This window comes from Granulicella tundricola MP5ACTX9 (genome assembly GCF_000178975.2).
GTDB classification, from domain to species: domain Bacteria; phylum Acidobacteriota; class Terriglobia; order Terriglobales; family Acidobacteriaceae; genus Edaphobacter; species Edaphobacter tundricola.
In genome coordinates this window covers 1,397,055-1,417,204 of sequence record NC_015064.1, presented here as the reverse complement: position 1 = coordinate 1,417,204, position 20,150 = coordinate 1,397,055, and the positions used below count along the sequence as shown (strand labels likewise).

Here is a 20,150-nt window from a genome sequence, read left to right as displayed (position 1 = left end):
TCGCTCTGCCGTTGCCTGTAGACTGTTACCAGCGAACCACATCCACACCAAAGATCGGGAGCAACAATGCCACTGTCCGGCGAAGCAATCCGCATGATGAACTACGTTGACGATATCGCAGTAACCCTCCGCCGCATCCAGGCCGTCCTCCCGTCCCTGACGGAAGAAGAGCGCGCCCGCGTCAGCGACTACATCCGCAACTCAGAGCCCAACTACGAATCCGTCCTCATCGCCATCGCCAAGTAGCCTCATGACGGCGCCTGAGATCTCACCTTCCAAAATCAAGGTCGCGATCATAGGCGCCGGCACCTCCGGCCGGCACTTCGCCCTCGCCTGCGCCACCGCCGGCTTCTCCGTCGTCCTTGAAGACGTCATGCCGGCCAAGCTCCGCCACGCCGAGTCCGACTTCTCCTCCCTCGGCCTCACCGTAGGCCTCGCCCTCACCATCGAAGACGCCGTCCGAGAAGCCGATATAGCCGTAGACTTCGTTCCCGACGACCTAGAGTCCAAACTCGAAATCTACAGCATGCTCGACCGCATGGCCCCCCCAAAGACCATCCTCTGCACCCCCAGCCAGGTCCTCAGCATCACCGACCTGGCCTCCTGCACCTACCGCCCGGACCGTTGCATCATGTTCCGCGGCGACCCCATCCCCGCCTCACCCGTCCGTCTCCTCCTCGCCGCCGCAACTTCCCCAGCCACCCAGGCCCTCGCCCACCGGCTCTTCACCACGCTCGGCCACCCAGTCCACCCGGAACCAGACCCAGACCTCCCCCAGCTCCTGAAAAACATGAACACCTCAAAGCTGTAGCGCCCCCTTTCTGGAGCTCCCTTCCTCCGCGCTAAGAAGCTAAGTCCCTTCCAGGCATCAGGAAGCGCGAAATATTTACCCAAAGTGATACGTTCTTTCGTTCTCAGCAGCTGTGCAAATCATTACACTAGCTTCATCGCGAAGAATTGATTTGCACCGAGGCCAAGGTGACTTACGCCCATAACGACATCCTCAACGGCTGGAAGGAGATAGCCCAGTACGTCGCAAGGGATATCCGAACCGTCGAACGCTGGGAAAAACAACGCGGGCTCCCCGTACGCCGGGTCCCCGGTGCAGGTCGCGCCACCGTCTTCGCCCGCATCTCGGAATTGGAACTCTGGCTGCACAGCAGCAACCTCGCAGAGACTGAACCGCTCATAGCGCTCGAGGACCAGACCCACTCCCGTCCCACCGCCCTCGCAATAGCAGAACTCCCCACCCTCTCCGAAGCCGCCACCAGCCCCACAATCGATTCACCAGCCCCCCCGGTCCTCTACCAACCCGTTCGCCCCGACCCCGCAGCCAGCCTCATCCACCACAAGTACTTCATCCCCGCCATGGCCCTGATCCTGGGCAGCGTCTTTGCCATCTTCATCACCCAGCCTCTCGCCCGCCGCGCCGCCGCTCACACCCCACCCCCCGCGCACGGCATCAGCGCCGTCTCCGCGTCCCCCGCCGGCCCCGTCCGCCAGTCCCAGGTCCCAGGCGTCGACGCCCTCTACCTCCGCGGAACCTTCTTCTTTGAGCAGCGCACCCCCGACACCCTCAACCGCGCCCTCCAGCACTTTACCGCCGCCATCGAAAAGGACCCCACCTACGCCCCCGCCTACGTAGGCCTCGCCAACACCTACAACCTCCTCCGCGAGTACTCCGTAGTCCCCGATGAAATCGCCTTCCCCAAAGCCTTGGAGGCCGACGAAAAAGCCATCGCCCTCGATCCCTCCCTCCCCCAGGCCCACGCCTCCCTCGGCTTCGTCAAATACTTCTGGTCCGTAGACGCCCCCGCAGCAGAACGCGAGTTCCAGACCGCATTAGCCCTCGATCCATCCCTAGTCCTGGCCCATCACTGGTACGGCTCCGTCCTCACCCATGAAGGCCGTTACACAGAGGCACTTCGCGAGCTCGACACAGCCCAGCGCCTCCAGCCCAGCTCCTCCGCCATCTTCACCAGCCGAGCCCTCGCCTTCGGCCTCTCCGGCCATCGCGATGAAGCCCGCGCCATGCTCGAAGAGCATCTCTCCCAGGACCACAATCGCGAAGACCACAACTCCTCGACCACTCACATCGTCCTCGGAATCCTGGACATGATGGAGCCTCATGACGTCCCCGGCTTCCTGCATGAATGGAGACGAGGCGCGGAGCGCCGTCAGGACAGTGAATCCCTGGACCTCGTCAACAAGGCGGAAGCCGCATACCACCACGGTGGCGAGCCACTCATGTGGCAGATCATGCTGGCAGCAGAGCAGAAGCAGCACTCCTATTCCACCGCCCGCACGGTTCGCATGGCAGACTCTGAAGTTCTTCTAGGCCGGCCGGATCAGGCCCTCGCCGATCTTGATGACCTCATGCACCGCCATGATCGCGCCATCATCAGCATCTTCGTCGACCCCATGCTCTTCCCCCTGCAGAAGGACCCGCGCTTCGTCAATCTTCGCGCAGAACTTCGCCTCCCACCCGGAAACTAGCGCCCCAAATCATCGCGCCGTTACCGCCGGACAAGCCTCGGATTCCGCTTGATGTGCGCATACTGCAGCAGAATATAAGCGTCCGTCATCCCCGCAATATAGTCCGCCACCACCCGCGCCAGCCCTTCGGCCTTTACCTCTTCCCCATACCCTTCAGGAAGCTCCTCCGGGTTCTCCATCCAGAACTCGAACAGCGCCGTCACCACCTCTTCGGCCTTCGCATGTTCGATCTCCAGCGCCTCGCACGTATACAGCGTGTCGTACAGATATCGCTTCTCCTGCAACCGCTCTGACTCCACCAGCGCAGAGAAGGTCGCAACCCGCGCCTTATGCGCCCGCACCGCACTCAACGAGGTCAACTTAGCCGCAGACAGGTTCGCCCTTGTATTCGCAATCAAATCGTTCGTCAAAGTGTTCTGCATGAGTTGCAGCGCCTCATGAAACAGAAACTTCTCCGCCAACCCAATGTGATCCCGCTCCACGATCTGAAAACACCGCGCCAATATCTCAACATTGGTCCTCACATGAGAGATCTCCAGCAGCCCCGACTCCACCCCATCATCCAGGTCCGCAGTCAGGTAAGCAATCTCGTCCGCCAGATCGATGATCTGCGCCTCCAGCGGCGGCGCCTGATCCAGAAAGTAGCAAGCCAGCTCCGGATACTGTTCCGCAGAATAATCCTTGGAGTGCTTGACGATCCCTTCCCTCACCCCCAGCGTAAGGTTCAGCCCGCGATGCGCCGCATACCTCTGCTCAAAGTGTTCCGTAATCCGAAGCGCATGAAGGTTATGGTCGAAGCGTCTGCCATGCTTCTGCAAGCACCGGTCCAGCGCACGCTCACCCGCATGTCCAAACGGCGGATGCCCAATGTCATGCACCAGCGCCAGCGTCTCCGCCAGGTCCTCATTCAGCCCCAGCGCGCAAGCCACCGCCCGCGCGATCTGTGCCACCTCGATCGTATGCGTCAGCCGCGAACGAAAATGGTCTGAAGCCCTCGACGTAAACACCTGCGTCTTACCCGCGAGCCGCCGAAACGCACGCGCCTGCACAATGCGTTCCCGGTCCCGCTGAAAGGGAGTCCGATAAGGGTGAGAGGGCGCAGGATAGGCGCGGGTGAGCAACACATCACCCGCAACGTCGTTGACGGCACAAGCACTGGAAAGATTGGTCATCTACGCCAATTTTATCTGAGCCGTTAGGACTTCTTGTTCGCCGCTCCACCAACCCGAGCCAGCTTAGTCCGAGCCTGCTCCAGATTATGCTTCACCTTCGCCACATCCGCAGGATCGGCGTCCGCCGGCAGTGACCGCGCATACTCCGTCATAGACCGTTCCCACTGCGCCACAGCCTGCTGCAGGTGCCCGGTCTTCTCATACAACTGCCCCAGGTGATCGTGAATGGAAGGATCGGAAGCCGTCCGGTCGATCGCCTTCTTCAGGTTCGTCTCCGCCGGCCCATACTGCCCCATCTTGAACTGAACCCAGCCCAGCGAATCCAGAAACGCCCCATTCTGCGGGTCCAGCGTCACAGCCTTCTGAATCATCGCCAGCGCATCCGGCAACGCAATTCCGCGCTCCGCCTGCATATACCCAAGATCGTTCAGCACCGTCGCATTGTTCGGGTCGATCGCCAGGACCTTCTTGTACTCCGCCTCAGCCTCGTCATAATGCTTGTCGTGGTCCAGCACAGTCGCCCGCAGCAGATAAACGTAAGCCTTGTCATCCGGCTTCGCAGACAAAGCCTCGGCCTTGTCTAACTGCTTCATCGCATCGTCGGACCGCTTCAGCCGCAGGTCGATATTCGCAATCGCCACCAGCGTATCCCGGTCGTCAGCCCCGCCCTTCAGTTGAGCATTCGCCAGCGCGAGTCCCTTTTCCACCTGGCCCGTATCCGCAAGCTGAAACGCATACGTCAACTGGATGCTCTTATCGTTCGGCAGAGCCGCGGAAGCCTCCGCGCCCACAGCCACCGCGTCCTTCCACTGGTGTGCATCGCGGTAGGTATCGATCTCGCGCTGATAGCCGCGAATCGCATAGTCCCCACCCATCGAGACCATCTCCTTATAAGCCGTAATCGCCTCCGGAGTCTTGCTCTCCTCGCCGTACACAATCCCCAGCCGATCCAGGAAGATCGCCCGGTTCGACTTCTCCGGCTCGGAGTACTTCCCATCAGTCTTCTTCGTAGAAGCGAGAACACCCTGCAGCGTCTGAATCGCCTGGTCGTACTTACCCAGCGAGTCGTACAGCACCGCCTCGTTGAACACCAGCTCCAAATTGTCGGAGTTCGTATTCAGCGACTTCGCCTTATCCAGCGTGACCAGAGCCTCGTCGTAATGCCCCTGCCGACGTTGAATCTCGGAGATATGAATCGTGCTCTGCACATCCGTCGGATCGGCCGCCACAATCTGCTTCAGCACCGTCAGCGCAGGGTCAAGCTGGTTGTCCAGCAGCAGCGCCGCAGCCAGCGCACGCTCGGTATCCACATTGTCCGGCTCTTGATCGAGCGATTCCTGATAAGCCTTCGCAGCATCCTTCGGCTTGTGCAACTGATCGTAAGCCGCACCCAGCGCCGCGCTCGTCCGCGATCCGCGATCATCCGCCGGAATCCCACCCAGTACATCCACCGCACGCTGCGGCTGACCCTCCTCCATGTAGAGCCGCGCAATCGAAAGCACAGCCTCCTCGGAGTTTGAATCGATCTCCCGCGCCGTCTTGAACTCAGCCTCGGCCTTCACCGAGTCGTGGTTCAACCCATAAAGCTGCCCCAGGATCAGGTGCGTCTCCAGATCCTTCGGTTGCAACTGTGCAATCTTCTCGTACTCACCGATCGCCAACTGCAACATCTCCGTCGCCTGCGGCCCCTGCATGTCGTTCAACGACCGCAGATAAACCTTACCCAGCAGCAGGTGAGCAGACAGGTCGGTGGAATCCTTCTTCACCTGCTCCTGCGCCGTCGTCACCGCCTCGCGGATACGCCCGATCTTGAAGTACAGATCCGCCAGCCCATCCTGCAGATACTTGCTGTTGGGGTCTGCATTCAGCGCCAGCTTGTACTCTTCGATCGCCTGCGTCGCATAGTCCGGACGGCCGTTGTTGATCGCCATCTCTTCGTACAGATGCGCCAGCCCATCATGGTAGTAGGCGCTGGAACGATCGGTGATTGCAGGAGGAACAACCGGGGCCGGCTTCACCTGCGCCATCACAGCATGGGCAGCAAGCAACAGTGCAGCAACAGGAACGATATGCTTCGCGGAAGAGCGCAGTGTCATGAGGATCGTCTTTCCTTGCCTAAACAGCGAGTAGGAGCCGCGAATGATGCCCGTGACTAGTCTTCTGGGTTAGACGATGCTTTCAACAGATTGGATGCGGCACAGCACATACGATTGCTAGGCAGTGTACAACGAAACGCCCTGAATCCAATGATTTGTCCCCCAGAATCACCCGTGCCGGAAGTGCCGGACCCCCGTAAACACCATCGCCAGACCCAGCCGGTCCGCCGCCTCGATCACCTCGTTGTCCCGCATCGATCCGCCCGGCTGAATCACCGCCGTCGCACCCGCCTGCGCCACAACCTCCAGCCCATCCGGGAACGGGAAGAACGCGTCCGAAGCCGCAACCGTCCCGCTCAGCGGCAGCACAGCCTTCATCGCGCCAAACCGAGCCGCATCCACACGCGACATCTGTCCCGCGCCGATCCCGACCGTCTGCCCATGCCCCTCATGAAACCGGCCATACACAATCGCATTCGACTTCACATGCTTGCAGATCGACCACGAAAACAGCAGAGCCCGCAGCTCTTCCGGCGTAGGCGGACGCTTCGTCACCGTCTTCAAATCCTCCGCCGTAATGTGCTTCCGGTCGGCAGTCTGCACCAGCAACCCACCGGAGATCTGCTTGATCACCCGCGGAGTCTCCGCCGGAGCAATCTGAATCAGCCGCAAATTCTTCTTCGCCCCAAACCGAGCCAACGCATCGGCAGTAAAGCTCGGCGCGACGATCGCCTCCACAAACAGCTTCGCAATCTCCTCCGCCGCAGCTCCATCCACCTCACGATTGATCCCCAGCACCCCGCCAAACGCAGACACCGGATCGGCCGCCAGCGCACGCGTATAAGCATCCAGCACCGAGTCTCCCGTAGAAGCCCCGCACGGATTCGTATGCTTGATGATCACCACAGCGGTCTCATCGAACTCACTCACCAGCTCCCAGCACGCGTCCAGGTCCACCAGGTTGTTGTAAGAAAGCTCCTTACCCTGCAACTGCTTCGCCCCAGCAACGCCCTTCCCGGACCCATCGCTGTAAAGCGCCGCCAACTGATGCGGATTCTCCCCATACCGCAGCACAACACTCTGCGGCTCGATCACCCGCACCGTCTTGGGGAGAGCCTCCTTATCAAACACCGCCGCATCATGCGGATTATCCGTCACCACCAGCGCCTCGAGAGCCGTAGCAATCCCCGCATCGTAAGCCGCCGTCGTGCTGAAAGCAGCCTTGGCCAGCCGCCAGCGGGTAGCCCGCCCCAGCTGCCCCTCGTTCGCCGCCATCTCCTCCGCCAGCCCCGCATAGTCCGCCACCGCCGTCACCACCGCGACATCCTCAAAGTTCTTCGCCGCCGACCGCACCATCGAAGGCCCGCCGATATCGATATTCTCGATAATCTCCGCAGCCGAAACCCCCACCTTCGCCGCCGTCTTCTCAAACGCATACAGATTCACCACGACCATATCGATCGCCTGGATCTCATGCTCGGTCACCGAAGCCACATGTCCTTCGTTCCCGCGAATATGCAGAATCCCGCCATGCACCTTCGGGTGCAGCGTCTTCACGCGCCCATCCAGCATCTCCGGAAAGCCGGTCAGGTCGGAAATATCCCGCACCGTCAGCCCCTCCTCACGCAGCGCCTTGGACGTCCCGCCGGTCGAAACCAGCTCCACCCCATGCCCCGCCAGCGCCCGCGCAAACTCCACCAGCCCCGTCTTATCGGTTACAGAGAGCAGTGCCCGGCGAACAGGCTTCAGGTCAATCGCAGGATCATGGACGGCGTCGGTAATGCATTCAATGTTGTTCACCCTTACAGCTTACCGAACCTTCCACCGCGTAGAAAGCGCCGCCAGTTTATCGTCCATCGTCTGTGGCTTCGGAGCCGCAACCTTCGGCTGCATCTGCGGCCGCCCACGCTCCTGCCCCCGTACCTGCGGAGCCCGCGCAGCCGGAACCACACCGCTCATCAAAGCCTTCATAGACAAGGCAATCCGCTTCGACGCCATATCCGCCGAGATCACCTTCACCTTAACAATCTGCCCAACCTTCACAGCCTCGTTCGGGTCCTTCAAAAACCGGTTCGACAGCTCCGAAATATGCACCAGCCCATCCTGATGCACCCCGATATCCACAAACGCCCCAAACTTCGTCACGTTCGTCACCACCCCCTCGAGCACCATATCCGGCTGCACATCCGCCAGCTCCCGCACCCCCTCATGGAAGCTCGGAGCCACAAACTTGTCGCGCGGATCGCGTCCCGGCTTCCGCAGCTCCTCCAGAATGTCGTTCAGCGTAAAGCTCCCGCCCGCCAGCTTCGATTTATCCACCCCATCCAGCAGCCCCGGAGTAGCAATAATCCGATCCACCGGCGCGCCCACCTCCTTCGCAATCTGCTCCACCAGCGCATAGCTCTCCGGATGGACGGACGTAGAATCCAGCGGCTGCACCCCGCCCCGAATCCTCAAAAATCCCGCCGCCTGCTCGAACGTCTTCGCCCCCACCCCCGGCACCTTCTTCAACTGCGCCCGAGAATTGAACCGCCCATTCTCATCCCGGAACTGCACGATATTCAACGCCGTCCGTTCCGTAATCCCCGCCACATACCGCAGCAGCGTCCACGAGCTCGTATTCAAATCCACCCCCACCTTGTTCACGCAGCTCTCAATCGTCGCCTCCAGCGATTGCTGCAACTGCCGCTGATCCACATCGTGCTGATACTGCCCCACCCCAATCGCCTTCGGGTCCACCTTCACCAGCTCAGAAAGCGGGTCTTGCAGCCGCCGCGCAATCGAAATAGCCCCCCGCACCGTCAGGTCCAGCTCCGGAAACTCCTGCCGAGCCACATCGCTCGCCGAATACACACTAGCCCCCGACTCCGACACCATCACCTTAAAGATCTCCGTCAACCCCTGCTCCGCCAGAAAGTCCCTGACAAACGCATCCGTCTCCCGCGAAGCCGTCCCATTCCCAATCGCAATCGCCCTCACGTTGTGCGCCTTCACCAGACCCGCCATCACCTGGTTCGACTTCGCAGTCTGCCCCGTATGCGGATAGATCACGTCATGCGCCAGGAACTTGCCCGTCTCATCCACCACCGCAACCTTGCACCCCGTCCTCAGCCCCGGATCGAGCCCCAGCACCGCAATCGGCCCAGCCGGCGCACCCATCAACAAATTCCCCAGGTTCTCCCGGAACACTTGGATCGCATCCACATCGGACCGCTTCTTCAGCTCCAGCCTCAGCTCGCCTTGAATCGAAGAGCTCAGCAGCCTGCTCCAGGAATCCTCAATCGCCAGCTCCAGTTGCGCCGTCCAATCCCCATCCGGCCCCAGCACCTGCTTCCGCATGATCCCCGTCGCCCGCGCCGCATCCATCTCGATCAGGAAATAAAGCACATTCTCCGCCTCACCCCTTCGGATCGCGAGCATCCGGTGCGAAGGAATCGTCTTCACCGGCTCCCGATACTCGTAGTACATCTTGAACTTCTCCTGCGCATCGACGGCATCCATCGCCTTCCGGCTCACGATCACGCCTTCATCATGCAGCAGCGTTCTGAGCGCCTTGCGCAGCTCCGCCGTCTCCGCAATCCGCTCCGCCACAATATGCCGAGCCCCCTCAAGCGCCTCCACAATCGAAGCCACCCCCTTGGCCTCGTCTATAAACGAACCCGCCAAGTCCATCAGGGAAAGAGCCCCCGCCGCCTGCCCCCAGACATAATCCGCCAGCGGCTCCAGCCCTTTTTCCTTCGCGATCGTAGCCTTCGTCCGCCGCTTCGGCCTGTACGGCAGATAAAGGTCTTCGAGCTCACCCTTATCCAGCGTCCCCTCGATCTTCGCCTTCAGCTCATCGGTCAGCTTGCCCTGCTCCGCAATCGAGCTCAGCACCGTCTCCCGCCGGCTCAAAAGATCCCTGAAATACGCCAGCTTCTCCTCAATCTCCCGGATCTTCACCTCATCCAGCGCACCGGTCGCTTCCTTGCGGTATCGCGCAATAAACGGCACAGTCCCACCCTCATCGAGCAGCGAAATCACAGCCACGACGGAGCTCAGCGGGGAAGAAAGGTTTTGGGCAATATGAAAAAGGATCTCGTGCGGAAGGGTCTTAGTCTCACTCATAATCTCCCCCAATCCTACCCGCCCCACCCGAGGAAATCCCGTCCCAACCTATCCCCACTCCACACACACCCAAACCAACCAACGAGGTCATTCTGAGCGCAGCGAAGAATCTCAGTAGCTGCGGTTGCGGTTGCGGTTGCGGTTGCGGTTGCCGTTGCCGTTGCCGCTGCGGTTGCCGTTGCCGCTGCGGTTGCGGTTGCAGTTGCGGTTGCAGTTGCCGATGCGGTTGCCGCTGCGGTTGCAGTTGCGGTTGCGGTTGCGGTTGCGGTTCGGATTAGAGGGGGGCTTCAGCCCCCCGTCAACAAGCCACAAACATGCGGGGCTTCAGCCCCGGGCCGTTGCTCGTTTTACCCCGCCACTTTGCCCCGCAAGGGCAAGACATTGCCCTTGCCCTTACAGCACCACCCCACCCGTAAGCGAACTCACCTTCCCCACCGAATGCTTCTCACACCACCGCCGCAACCCATTCGCAATATTCTCCACCGCCCTCGGATCGGCATAACTAGCCGTCCCCACCTGCACCGCCGTCGCCCCCGCCAACATAAACTCCACCGCATCGCTCGCATTCAAAATCCCCCCCATGCCTAATATGGGTATCCGAACCGCCTGCGCCGCCTCATAAACCATCCTCACCGCAATCGGCTTGATCCCCGGCCCTGAAAGACCCGCTGTCACATTCGCAATCCTCGGCCGCCGAGTCTCCGGATCGATCGCCATCGACAAGAAAGTATTCACCAGCGAAAGCCCCTGCGCCCCCGCCCCAGCCGCAGTCCTCGCCATCAGCGCAATCGAAGTCACATTCGGCGAAAGCTTCACCACCACCGGCCTCGCAGCCAGCTTCGCGCACTTCCCCACCAGATTCCCCAGCAGCGTCGGATCGGTCCCAAACACCATGCCCCCATGCGCCGTATTCGGGCACGAAGCATTCAGTTCATACAGCGAGATCCCCGGCGCATCGTTCAGCACCCGGATCACCTCCAGGCAATCCTCCACCGTGAATCCAAACACATTCGCAATCACCACCGCCCCCGCAATCTCCCGCAGCCGAGGCATCTTCCCCTCCACAAACGCCTTCACCCCCATATTCTGGAGCCCAATCGCGTTCATCATCCCGGAGGCGGTCTCAATAATCCGAGGCGTAGGATTCCCCGCCATAGCCTCCCTGGACAAGCCTTTGGTGACAAAGGCCCCAATCCTCTCAAACGAAAGAATCTCCTCAAACTCCACCCCATACCCAAACGTCCCACTAGCCGCAATCACCGGCGAAGCCAGCTCCACCCCACACACGGTCACCCGCATATCCGGCCCCTTGGCCACCTTCCCTACCTTCGCCGCATCCTCACCCATTCCCAGATTGTATTAGTTCCAAGTCCAATCTCTGCTCGTCATCCAAACGCTCCCCGCACCACTCGCCCCACCCCGACAAAAATCTGCCTCGAGCGCTTTTATCAATACTTATCCCCTTAATCTATCGCCAAGGACCAGCACCCCCTCAACCCCGGTAAAATGGTCTCGATGCTAGACCTAGCCTTTGTCCGTACCAATCTCGCCCAGGTGGAAGAAAAACTTCGCACCCGCGGTCTCGACCCCGCCGTAGCCCTAGCCAACTTCGCCGCCATCGACACCGCACGCCGCGAGGCCATCACCCGTTCCGAGACCACCAAAGCCGAGCGCAATCGCCTTTCGAACGAGATCCAGGCCCTGAAGAAGTCCGGCCAGGACGCCACGTCGCAGATGGACGCCGTGAAAGCCCTCAAGGCTGAAGGCGAAGGCCTGGAAGTCGCAGCCGCGGAAGCAGACACCCGCCTCCGCGACATGATGCAGACCGTCCCCAACCTCCCCGCGGACTCAGTCCCGCTAGGAGCAGACGAGCACGCGAACCAGCAGGTCAAGACCTGGGGCACAATCCCCACGCTCGACTTCACCCCCAAGCCCCACTGGGAGCTCGGCGAAGCCCTCGGCGTCCTCGACTTCGAGCGCGCCGCCAAGATCACCGGCGCACGTTTCGTCGTACAGTTCGGCCAGGGCGCACGCCTGGAGCGAGCCCTCGCCAACTTCATGCTGGACCTCCACACCCGCCAGCACGGCTACACAGAGGTCCTCCCCCCGGCGATGGTGAACTCCAAGTCCCTCTTCGGCACAGGCCAGCTTCCAAAGTTCGCAGAAGACCTCTTCCACTGCGACGACAAGGGCCCTTACGAACCCGGCAACTATCAGGACTCCGACCACTGGCTCATCCCCACCGCCGAGGTCCCCCTCACCAACATCTTCCGCGACGAGACCCTCGACGAGGCAGACCTCACCATCAGCTTCTGCGCCTACACCTCCTGCTACCGGAGCGAGGCCGGCAGCCACGGCAAGGACACACGAGGCCTCATCCGCCAGCACCAGTTCCAGAAGGTGGAGCTCGTCAAGTTCACTCGCCCCCAGGACTCAGAGGCCGAGCACGAGAACCTGACCCGCAACGCCGAGACCATCCTCGAGCAGCTCGGCCTGCCCTACCGCCGCATGCTCCTCTGCACCGGCGACATGGGCTTCTCCTCTGCCAAAACCTACGACCTGGAGGTATGGCTCCCCGGTCAAAGCACCTACCGCGAGATCTCAAGCTGCTCCAACTTCGAGTCCTTCCAGGCCCGCCGCGCCAACATCCGCTACCGTCCGCTGGTCGACGGCAAACCAGCCAAGAAACCCGACTTCCTCCACACCCTCAACGGCTCCGGCCTGGCCGTGGGCCGCACCTACGTCGCCATCCTGGAAAACTACCAGCAGGCCGACGGCACCATCCGCATCCCGGAAGTCCTCATCCCGTACATGGACGGCGAAACCGTCATAGGCCGCCAGCAAGGACCTTGGAAAAAATAATGGGCAAACTCCTCAAAAGCTACGTCTTCTGGACCTATGACCGCGGCTCCCTGCACTACGACGTCATGGTCACCGCCATCCTCATCTTCATGTTCGGCGCACCCCGCCTCATGAACTTCAAGGACAAACCCGTAGAAACCGTCGCCCTCCACTCCAGCGAGGTCCTCGTCAAAGAGGCCGGCACCACCAGCGCCGGCAGCAGCCGCTTCGTCTACCAGGTCCGCGCCGAAGACCTGGGCAACGCCAAATCCGACACCGAGCTCCGCGTCGCTATCCTGCGCGTCGTAGAGCCCGTCTCCGGAGAGGTCACAGTAGAGAAGTACGAGCCCGTCCGCAACGCCACCGGTGACATCATTGCGTATAACGCGTGGGTGCTCCGTTAGCGTCTAACCAGAAGCACTAACGAGGAACGCAATGAACAAAGCTCTTCTCAGCCTCGCTCTGTTACTGACTGCTGCCGGCGCAGCCCAGGCCCAGGGTAATCTCACCGAAACTCTCGCGAAGCTCGACGCCGCCAGCGCCAAGTTCTCGAACGCCCAGGCCGACGTTCACAACGTCTCCTACAACAACGTCATCAAGGACATCGACGACGACCAGCACGGCATCGTCTATTTCCAGCGTGCCAAGAGCGGCTCCCAGATGGGCATCAAGACCGACGGCAAGGGCGCTCGCACCGTCGAGTACAAGAACGGGACCCTGCGCGACTATATCCCAGGCTCAAAGTGCTACAACACCGTTCATAACTCCAGCATCGAGACCTACCTGACCCTCGGATTCGGGGGCAGCGGCAAAGACCTTGCCAGCGCCTGGAACATCGTTGACCTGGGCCAGGAGACGGTTGACGGCATCAAGGTTGAGAAGCTGGAGCTAACTCCAAAAGACGCCGGCGTCAAAGCCAACGTCACAAAATTTACTCTCTGGCTTGACCTGGCTCGGGACGTCTCCCTGAAGCAGGTTTTGCTGGCGCCTACGAAAGACACACACACCGCCACCTACACCAACATCAGGCTGAACCAGAAGATCGATACCAAGCCCTTTGAGATAAAAGGGAACTCCTGCAACAAGTAAATCAGAGCAGAGTAACTGGCTGTTGCCAGTCGCTCTACTCTGATCGTCTTATCCTTGCAAGCCTGATGCGCTACCGCAGCCGCGAACTACCCGAGTAAACCTGGAAGCTCAAGCCCGCACTCACGCCATAAGGATGGATCGCTCCAAACGTGAACTGCGGCCAGACCTGGTACTCGAAGTCGATCATCCGCAGGCTCAACCGGCTATGCTTCACCCGGTAGTCGATCCCGCCGCCCGGTGCCATCACAAAGTACTGCCCCTTGGCATAGTTGAACGGAAAGTTGAAGTCTCCGCGCCCGACTAGCAGCTTTCCATACGGCCTATAACCGTGCCGCAGGAAAGAGATCTTGGGTCCAACCAGGTAAGTCGATTCCTTTACATCCTCGGTCGTATTCAGCGTCAGCTTGCGAGCCTCAGCCTCAATCCCGAACCGCCGGTAAAGGTTGGCATCCACATACAACGTTCCGCCGCCAACCTTCTGCTTGCCATAGTCCGTATTGAAGCCGGAGAAAGTAGCACCCACTGATACATAAGTGCCAGGCCCGGTCGCCGTGTAAGCCGCCTGTGCTCCGCAGAGGGAGGCGGAGAGCGCCAGCATCAGCGCTCCCACTCCCCCTGCGATCCGCTTAGATTGGATCGCAGTCATCTTCATTACTGGGTCACCGTCAGCTTCACAGTCCCTGCCTGTGTCGCCCCTGTTGCGTTACCCGATCCAACGATCTGGAAGGTGTAGCTTCCAGCCGGCGTATCCGTCATCGAGAAGCTGTTTGCGCATCCCGAAAGACCAGCCACACTGCCCAGCAGAAGCATCATCACCAGCAGTCCCAGCGGACGGCGGATCCTCTTGCGTCCAAAGAACATCGCCAGCAGCCCGGCAGGCAGCATGCAAGCCAGCACGCCATTTCCACCGAACCCGCCATGCTCGTTCTTCGCAGTCACATTCGCTCCAGCGCCCAGCGGGTTGCCGGTATCGACAATCACCGTCACCGTCGTCGCCAACCCATTGCTCACCTTGATCTCGTTCTGGGAGAAGGTGCAGGTAGCGGCGGTCGGAAGACCCGCGCAACCCAGCGCCAGCGTATCCGTGAAGGTGCTTGCCGTCGTGATGGCGATCTGCAACGTACCGTGATCGCCGCTCTTGATCGTCATGCTGGAAGGCGTCATGTTGATCGTGAACTCGATCGTCGGACCAACCACAACCGTGATCGCCGCAGAGTCCGAGGGCGCGTAGAGCGAGTCGCCGCTATACGTGCTCACGATCTTGTATGTCGCCTGGATCGGAGTGACCGAAAGCGTAGCAACACCAGTCGCATTGATCGGAGCCGTACCCAGCACGATCCCGCCCGCTGCGAAGGTCACAGATCCCGTCGGAGCCTTGGGCCCTACGCCCTGCACCACGGAGATCAGCGTGACAGACTGTCCAGCAGACAGAGCCGTCGTTGAGGTTGAGAAGGTGTTCGTCGAAGGCCGCAGCACTACAGTCTGGACCAGAGGAGCAGTAGTAGCAGGCGAGTTCGAGTTGTCACCCGCGTAGCTTGCGACCAGCGTGTGCGCGCCCAGTGCCGGAGCCTGCAGCGTGAACGTTGCCACACCGCTGCCATTCAGGGCGAGAGAGCCGACAGCCGTACCGCCGTCTGTCAGCGTAACCGTCCCGGTCGGAACCGAGCCAGTCACACCGTTCGACACCGTCACCGTGAAGCTCACGTCGTCGGTCAGCAAGGAAGGATTCGCACTGGAAGCGATCGTGATGCTCGTCTTCTGGGCAATCTGCTCGTTGATCGTTGAGGACACGCTGGAGTGATCCAGCGTATCGCCGGTATAGCTCGCCGAGAGTTTATGAATACCGGCCGCCAGCGTCGACAGCGTCATCGAAGCCGTCGTCGCACCGTTAGCAGTCACCACCGGCACCGTCTGCAGCACCGTCGTTCCATCCAGGAACTGTACGCTGCCTGTCGGAGTGCCACCGTTGCCCGTCACCACTGCGGTGAAGACGATCGGCGTGCCCGTGAACACCGGGTTTGCATTGGTTGTGAAGGTGGTTGTCGTCGTGGCCGTGTTGATCGTGGTCACAGCAGGCGTGGATGCGCTCACCTGATCGTTCGCATCGCCGCTATACTTCGCGACCATGGAGTGCTGTCCAGGCGTCAGGCTTGAAGAACTGTAGCTCGCCGCGCCCGTAGCATCCAGAGGCAGCGTCGTCACCAGTGTGCCATTGTCGGAGATCGTCACCGAACCCGTCAGCGCCTTCGCGTTCGCGCCCACTACGTTGATCGTCCACTGCACCGGCAGACCAGCGATCTGGCTCTGTGTGCTCGCACTCAGCGCCGTCGTCGTCACCTGCATCACGCTCTCCGTGATCCCGGTTGAGGTCACCGAAGCATGGTTCGTGTCGCCGCCATAAACTGCAACCAGCGGATGCGATCCGATCGCAAGCGTCGAAGTCGTGATGGTAGCCGCACCGTTCGCATCCAGCGTAGCCGTACCGATGGAGAGTCCTCCGTCAGTAAAGATCACCGTGCCCACAGGCTGGCTGCCCGAACCCGCAACCTTGGCATTCAACACCAGGGCCGTCCCGAAGGTGACCGGGTTCCCGCTCGTAGCGAACGCAATGTTGATGGTCGCGGACTGCACCACCTCAGTCATACTGACCGAGCTGGAGCCGCTATCATACGCATCGCCGCCATAAACCACTGTGATCGGGTGCGAGCCCAACGCCAGAGTCGAGGTCGTGAACGTCGTCGCTCCGGCCGCATTCAGCGTGCCTGAGCCCAACAGAGCCGTGCCGTCCATGAACTGCACTGTACCCGTTGCCTGACCACCGCCGTTGCTCGTCACGGTTGCCGTAAAGGTCACGGAACCGCCCAGGCCAACCGGGTTGAGAGAAGACGTCACCACGCTCGATGTAGAGGCAACGTTGACGATCTGAGAGACCCCCGGCGAGATGCTGCCCGTGTCGAACGAGTCGCCCCCGTAGTTCGCTGTGAGTGGATGCGTCCCTACGGTCCAGGCGGAACCCGGCACAACCAGCGTTGCCACTCCCTGCTTGTTCAGCGTTGCGGAGCCCAGGACGGTCGTTCCGTCGAGGAAGCTCACCGGTCCAGTCGCCGTACCGCCAGTCGTAAGAATGGTAGCGGTCAGGGTGAGTGCAGCTCCTGCCGTAGAAGGATTGGAAGCCGTGCTCAGCGCCGTCTTGCTCGTCGCCGTCTGCACGATCTCCACCACAGCAACTGACTTGCTCGTAGAGTAGCTCGTGCTCCCGCTATAAGTGGCGATCACATTATGCGTCCCCACTGAAAGCGTCGAGACATTCAGCGTGGCCATTCCGTTCACGATGTTTGAAGAACCAAGCTGGTTCACACCATCGGAGAACACCACACTCCCCGTGATCTCGCCCGTGCCCGACCCCGCCGTCACCACTGTTACAGTGGCGGTGAACTGAACCGTCGCACCCGCATTCAAAGGATTGATATTCGATCCCAGACTCGTCGCGGTCGGCGCAACCACCGGCTTCACAATCTGGGACACCACTGCCGATGTGCCATTGGAGTTGCTCGAATCTCCGCTGTACACCGCCGTCATCGCGTGCGTTCCCACTGCGAGCGTGCTGACGTTGAAGGAGATCGTTCCGCCCGGCTGCAACGTTCCCGTCGCAACCTGCGTGGTGCCGTCCATGAGGTCCATCTCGCCCGTAGGCGTTGTGCCAACGCTGGTCGCCGTCGCCACAAACGTGATGACCTGCCCCGCCAGGCTTGGGTTCGTATTGGACGTCAAAGTGACCGTGGAAGGATCCACATCGAGCACTTGGCCCTGCAGGGATATCTCTGCCGGAGAGTTCGAAGCATCGGACGAAGCATCCAGCGTACCTGCGATCACCGTTCCCACCTGCGTCGGCGCGAACTCCGCACCGATCACACACTGGCTCAAAGCCGCCAGAGGAGTGCCCATCACACAAGTCGTCGATCCCGCATCCACCTTGGCCTGCTGCACGCCCAGAACGGTAGAGATGTTCAGATCCGCATTTCCATCGTTCTCCAGAATCTGCGGCAGAGGAGCGGATACGCGCCCGACTCTCTGGGTCGGAAACTTCAGCACAGCAAGGTTGCTGCTGATCTTGCGGATGCGGTTCTCAAACACGTCAGAAATGTACAGGCTTCCCTGTGCGTCTAAAGCCAATGTGTATGGTCCATAGACGCTGCCCTGGGTAGCCGGCCCATTGTCATTCGTATTCTGCGTCGTGGACTGCGCCGTTCCGCCGCCGATCGTTGAGATCACGCCCGTGTTTGTGTTCACCTTACGGATCAGGTTGTTTCCGGAGTCCGAAATATAGAGGTTTCCCGCCACATCCACGACAACGCCCGCCGGAGAGTTCAACTGAGTGTGAATTGCAGGGGGGTTGCTCCCGGTATCAGCCGCGTCATGCGTACCCGCAACCGTGCTGATCGTTCCGTTCACCACCTTGCGGATCAGGCTGTTGCCCTGGTCTGCAATATAGATCTCCCCTTTGCTGGAGACCGCGATACCCCAGGGAGCATTCAGCATCGCCGCAGCTGCAGGACCACCATCGCCATAGCCACCCGTCGTCACACCATTCCCGGCAAACGTCGTGATCACTCCAGTTCCGGCGTCTATCCGGCGAACGACGTTGTTATTCGTATCGCAAAAGTACAAGTTCCCCTGTGCGTCGAAGACCAGACCATTCGGTCCGTTCAGCTTTGCGGAGCTTGCCGGACCACCATCGCCCACATATCCATTCTTGCCCATCTGGCCCGCAATCGTGGAGATCGTGCCGTCAAACACGTTCACCTTCCGGATCACGTTGTTCCCGGTGTCGGAGATGAAGACGTTCCCCGCACCGTCCAGCGCAACCGATGACGGGCTGCTCAGCGTCGCGCTCGTCGCCGGTCCGCCATCGCCCGTCCCGCCGATCGTGCCATTGCCGGCAATCGTGGAGGTCATTCCCGTCACCGCATCCACCTTGCGGATACGTGTGTTGCTCGTATCCGTGATGTACAGATTCCCGGCAGCATCCAGTGTTACGCCAAACGGAAGAAAGAACGGTGACTGCGTCGCCACACCCTCGCCGTTGTAGATCCACACCGACGACCCAGCCACCGTCGTAATTTCACCCGGGATAAACACGCCGACCGCGCCGCTCGCAAAACCATCCATCAGCGCCGTGCCCAGCACGCCGCCATTCGAGTTCACCAGCACGACCGCACCGCGGCGTTCGCCAGGAGCCTTCGGCGTAAATCCAACCAGCACCGTGCAGGTCTGCCCAGCCGAGTAGCTCATGCTCGTCGAGCAAGTCCCACCACCGGCATTCGTATAGTCATAGCCGTCGACGCCCTGCGTCCGAACCTTGATCGAGCTGATCGAGCCCGCCGCGGAGAAATTCACCGTCACAGCCTGCGATCCGGCAGTCGTTCCCACCGGAGTCAAACCGGGAAACTGCAGTACCTGCTGCGCCTGCGCGGGAGAGACAACAAGGCCGGCGCACAGAACAAGCGCCAGCAAAAAGTAGTGCGAAGCTTTTTTCATGAAGCTCATAGCATCTCCATCGGCAGGGTTCGACGAGGCCCCAGCCCCATCACAGCGGTGCTCAATCTGAATACCGGGACACTTCCCGGAACGGCTCTTCTTTCCTTCAGCGTGCGAGCGAGACATATCAGCAAAGGTTGATCCAAACGACATAAAGGGCGGCCCCGGGTACAAAGTAGTAACAGTAGTTACGAAATCGAAGGTAACGGCCACAAACGGGGCTTGAAATGGCACTATTCAGCCACCACTGACCCAAAAGTTGTGTTCCCTGTCCACGCCCGTTGTAGAGCCCACCAATCTCCCCCCGTACAACGCAAAAAGGGAACCCAGCCTCGCGGCCGAATCCCCTCTCTTTCAAACTTCTCTCTTACTTAAGTTCTACTTCGCGAAGACCTGCCTCATATCCGCAAAAGCCTTGAATTCCAGCGCATTCCCCGCCGGATCATAAAAAAACATCGTAGCCTGCTCCCCAACTTCGCCCTTGAACCGGATATACGGTTCAATCTCGAACTTGACAGAAGCAGCCTTCAGCCTCTCGGCCAGCGACTCCCACTTTCCCATCGTCAGCACCACACCAAAGTGCGGCACCGGCACCGCGTGCCCGTCCACCGCATTGTGATGCTCCTCAGCGCGCTCACTCTTCGGCTTATAGTGAGCCACAATCTGATGCCCAAATAAATTGAAGTCGATCCACTCGTCGCTGCTGCGCCCCTCGGGACAGCCCAGGGTCTCACCATAGAAAGTCCGCGCAGCGTCAAGATCATCGACAGGAAAGGCGATATGAAAAGGAGTAATCGTCTCAGACATACCC

15 protein-coding genes are annotated in these 20,150 nt (G+C 60.5%); 6 read left to right on the top strand and 9 right to left on the bottom strand.

Annotation, left to right across the window (positions count from 1 at the left end):
* Window positions 1-66 precede the first annotated feature (66 nt).
* The 3 genes from ACIX9_RS06025 (at window position 67) to ACIX9_RS06015 (ending at window position 2,496) form a co-directional block, all read left to right on the top strand.
* On the top strand, window positions 67-246 hold the full coding sequence (locus ACIX9_RS06025; RefSeq protein WP_013579589.1) for a hypothetical protein: 180 nt from the start codon (window positions 67-69) through the stop codon (window positions 244-246).
* Window positions 247-250: 4 nt separating this feature from the next.
* Window positions 251-811 (top strand): 3-hydroxyacyl-CoA dehydrogenase NAD-binding domain-containing protein, encoded by a 561-nt coding sequence (locus ACIX9_RS06020; RefSeq protein ID WP_013579588.1) that lies wholly within the window; start codon window positions 251-253, stop codon window positions 809-811.
* Between the two features lie 146 nt (window positions 812-957).
* Window positions 958-2,496, top strand: a complete 1,539-nt coding sequence (locus ACIX9_RS06015; protein ID WP_041596965.1) for a tetratricopeptide repeat protein — start codon at window positions 958-960, stop codon at window positions 2,494-2,496.
* 20 nt (window positions 2,497-2,516) lie between these two features.
* Here ACIX9_RS06015 and dgt read toward each other — a convergent pair whose 3' ends face one another.
* From dgt to ACIX9_RS05985, 6 genes are all read right to left on the bottom strand, one after another.
* A complete protein-coding gene (gene dgt / locus ACIX9_RS06010) occupies window positions 2,517-3,668 on the bottom strand; it encodes a dGTP triphosphohydrolase (RefSeq protein ID WP_013579586.1) in 1,152 nt (383 codons plus the stop codon).
* A 23-nt stretch (window positions 3,669-3,691) separates the two neighbouring features.
* Window positions 3,692-5,764 carry a tetratricopeptide repeat protein gene (locus ACIX9_RS06005; RefSeq protein WP_013579585.1) on the bottom strand — a complete coding sequence of 691 codons (2,073 nt, stop codon included), beginning with the start codon at window positions 5,762-5,764 and terminating at the stop codon, window positions 3,692-3,694.
* A 168-nt stretch (window positions 5,765-5,932) separates the two neighbouring features.
* Window positions 5,933-7,564 (bottom strand): bifunctional phosphoribosylaminoimidazolecarboxamide formyltransferase/IMP cyclohydrolase, encoded by a 1,632-nt coding sequence (gene purH, locus ACIX9_RS06000; protein WP_013579584.1) that lies wholly within the window; start codon window positions 7,562-7,564, stop codon window positions 5,933-5,935.
* Between the two features lie 9 nt (window positions 7,565-7,573).
* Complete coding sequence (locus ACIX9_RS05995) at window positions 7,574-9,871, bottom strand: Tex family protein (RefSeq protein ID WP_013579583.1); 2,298 nt, start codon at window positions 9,869-9,871, stop codon at window positions 7,574-7,576.
* Between the two features lie 111 nt (window positions 9,872-9,982).
* Window positions 9,983-10,183 carry a hypothetical protein gene (locus ACIX9_RS05990; protein ID WP_013579582.1) on the bottom strand — a complete coding sequence of 67 codons (201 nt, stop codon included), beginning with the start codon at window positions 10,181-10,183 and terminating at the stop codon, window positions 9,983-9,985.
* 81 nt (window positions 10,184-10,264) lie between these two features.
* A complete protein-coding gene (locus tag ACIX9_RS05985; protein ID WP_013579581.1) occupies window positions 10,265-11,218 on the bottom strand; it encodes a dihydroorotate dehydrogenase in 954 nt (317 codons plus the stop codon).
* A gap of 168 nt (window positions 11,219-11,386) precedes the next feature.
* Between ACIX9_RS05985 and serS the strand changes: the two genes are divergently transcribed.
* From serS to ACIX9_RS05970, 3 genes are read left to right on the top strand one after another with little or no spacing between them, the layout of a single operon-like run.
* A complete protein-coding gene (serS, locus tag ACIX9_RS05980; protein WP_041597475.1) occupies window positions 11,387-12,733 on the top strand; it encodes a serine--tRNA ligase in 1,347 nt (448 codons plus the stop codon).
* Entirely contained in the window at window positions 12,733-13,116 is a 384-nt protein-coding gene (locus tag ACIX9_RS05975; RefSeq protein WP_013579579.1) for a hypothetical protein, read from the top strand. The genes serS and ACIX9_RS05975 overlap by 1 nt, the downstream gene beginning before the upstream one ends.
* A gap of 31 nt (window positions 13,117-13,147) precedes the next feature.
* Window positions 13,148-13,801, top strand: coding sequence for a LolA family protein (locus tag ACIX9_RS05970; protein WP_013579578.1), 654 nt, complete (start codon window positions 13,148-13,150; stop codon window positions 13,799-13,801).
* Window positions 13,802-13,871: 70 nt separating this feature from the next.
* Here ACIX9_RS05970 and ACIX9_RS05965 read toward each other — a convergent pair whose 3' ends face one another.
* The 3 genes from ACIX9_RS05965 to ACIX9_RS05955 form a co-directional block, all read right to left on the bottom strand.
* Window positions 13,872-14,453 carry an outer membrane beta-barrel protein gene (locus ACIX9_RS05965; RefSeq protein WP_013579577.1) on the bottom strand — a complete coding sequence of 194 codons (582 nt, stop codon included), beginning with the start codon at window positions 14,451-14,453 and terminating at the stop codon, window positions 13,872-13,874.
* Window positions 14,453-19,339, bottom strand: a complete 4,887-nt coding sequence (locus ACIX9_RS05960; RefSeq protein ID WP_198152164.1) for an Ig-like domain repeat protein — start codon at window positions 19,337-19,339, stop codon at window positions 14,453-14,455. The genes ACIX9_RS05965 and ACIX9_RS05960 overlap by 1 nt, the downstream gene beginning before the upstream one ends.
* 378 nt (window positions 19,340-19,717) lie before the next feature.
* Complete coding sequence (locus ACIX9_RS05955; protein ID WP_013579575.1) at window positions 19,718-20,146, bottom strand: VOC family protein; 429 nt, start codon at window positions 20,144-20,146, stop codon at window positions 19,718-19,720.
* Window positions 20,147-20,150: the final 4 nt, after the last annotated feature.

Excerpts from the sequence above, each read along its gene's own strand:
- ACIX9_RS06025 (WP_013579589.1), top strand. The coding sequence starts at position 67 with ATGCCACTGTCCGGCGAAGCAATCCGCATGATGAACTACGTTGACGAT.
- ACIX9_RS06020 (WP_013579588.1), top strand. The coding sequence starts at position 251 with ATGACGGCGCCTGAGATCTCACCTTCCAAAATCAAGGTCGCGATCATA.
- dgt (WP_013579586.1), bottom strand. The coding sequence starts at position 3,668 with ATGACCAATCTTTCCAGTGCTTGTGCCGTCAACGACGTTGCGGGTGAT.
- ACIX9_RS06005 (WP_013579585.1), bottom strand. The coding sequence starts at position 5,764 with ATGACACTGCGCTCTTCCGCGAAGCATATCGTTCCTGTTGCTGCACTG.
- ACIX9_RS05995 (WP_013579583.1), bottom strand. The coding sequence starts at position 9,871 with ATGAGTGAGACTAAGACCCTTCCGCACGAGATCCTTTTTCATATTGCC.
- ACIX9_RS05985 (WP_013579581.1), bottom strand. The coding sequence starts at position 11,218 with ATGGGTGAGGATGCGGCGAAGGTAGGGAAGGTGGCCAAGGGGCCGGAT.
- serS (WP_041597475.1), top strand. The coding sequence starts at position 11,387 with ATGCTAGACCTAGCCTTTGTCCGTACCAATCTCGCCCAGGTGGAAGAA.
- ACIX9_RS05975 (WP_013579579.1), top strand. The coding sequence starts at position 12,733 with ATGGGCAAACTCCTCAAAAGCTACGTCTTCTGGACCTATGACCGCGGC.
- ACIX9_RS05970 (WP_013579578.1), top strand. The coding sequence starts at position 13,148 with ATGAACAAAGCTCTTCTCAGCCTCGCTCTGTTACTGACTGCTGCCGGC.
- ACIX9_RS05965 (WP_013579577.1), bottom strand. The coding sequence starts at position 14,453 with ATGAAGATGACTGCGATCCAATCTAAGCGGATCGCAGGGGGAGTGGGA.
- ACIX9_RS05960 (WP_198152164.1), bottom strand. The coding sequence starts at position 19,339 with ATGAAAAAAGCTTCGCACTACTTTTTGCTGGCGCTTGTTCTGTGCGCC.
- ACIX9_RS05955 (WP_013579575.1), bottom strand. The coding sequence starts at position 20,146 with ATGTCTGAGACGATTACTCCTTTTCATATCGCCTTTCCTGTCGATGAT.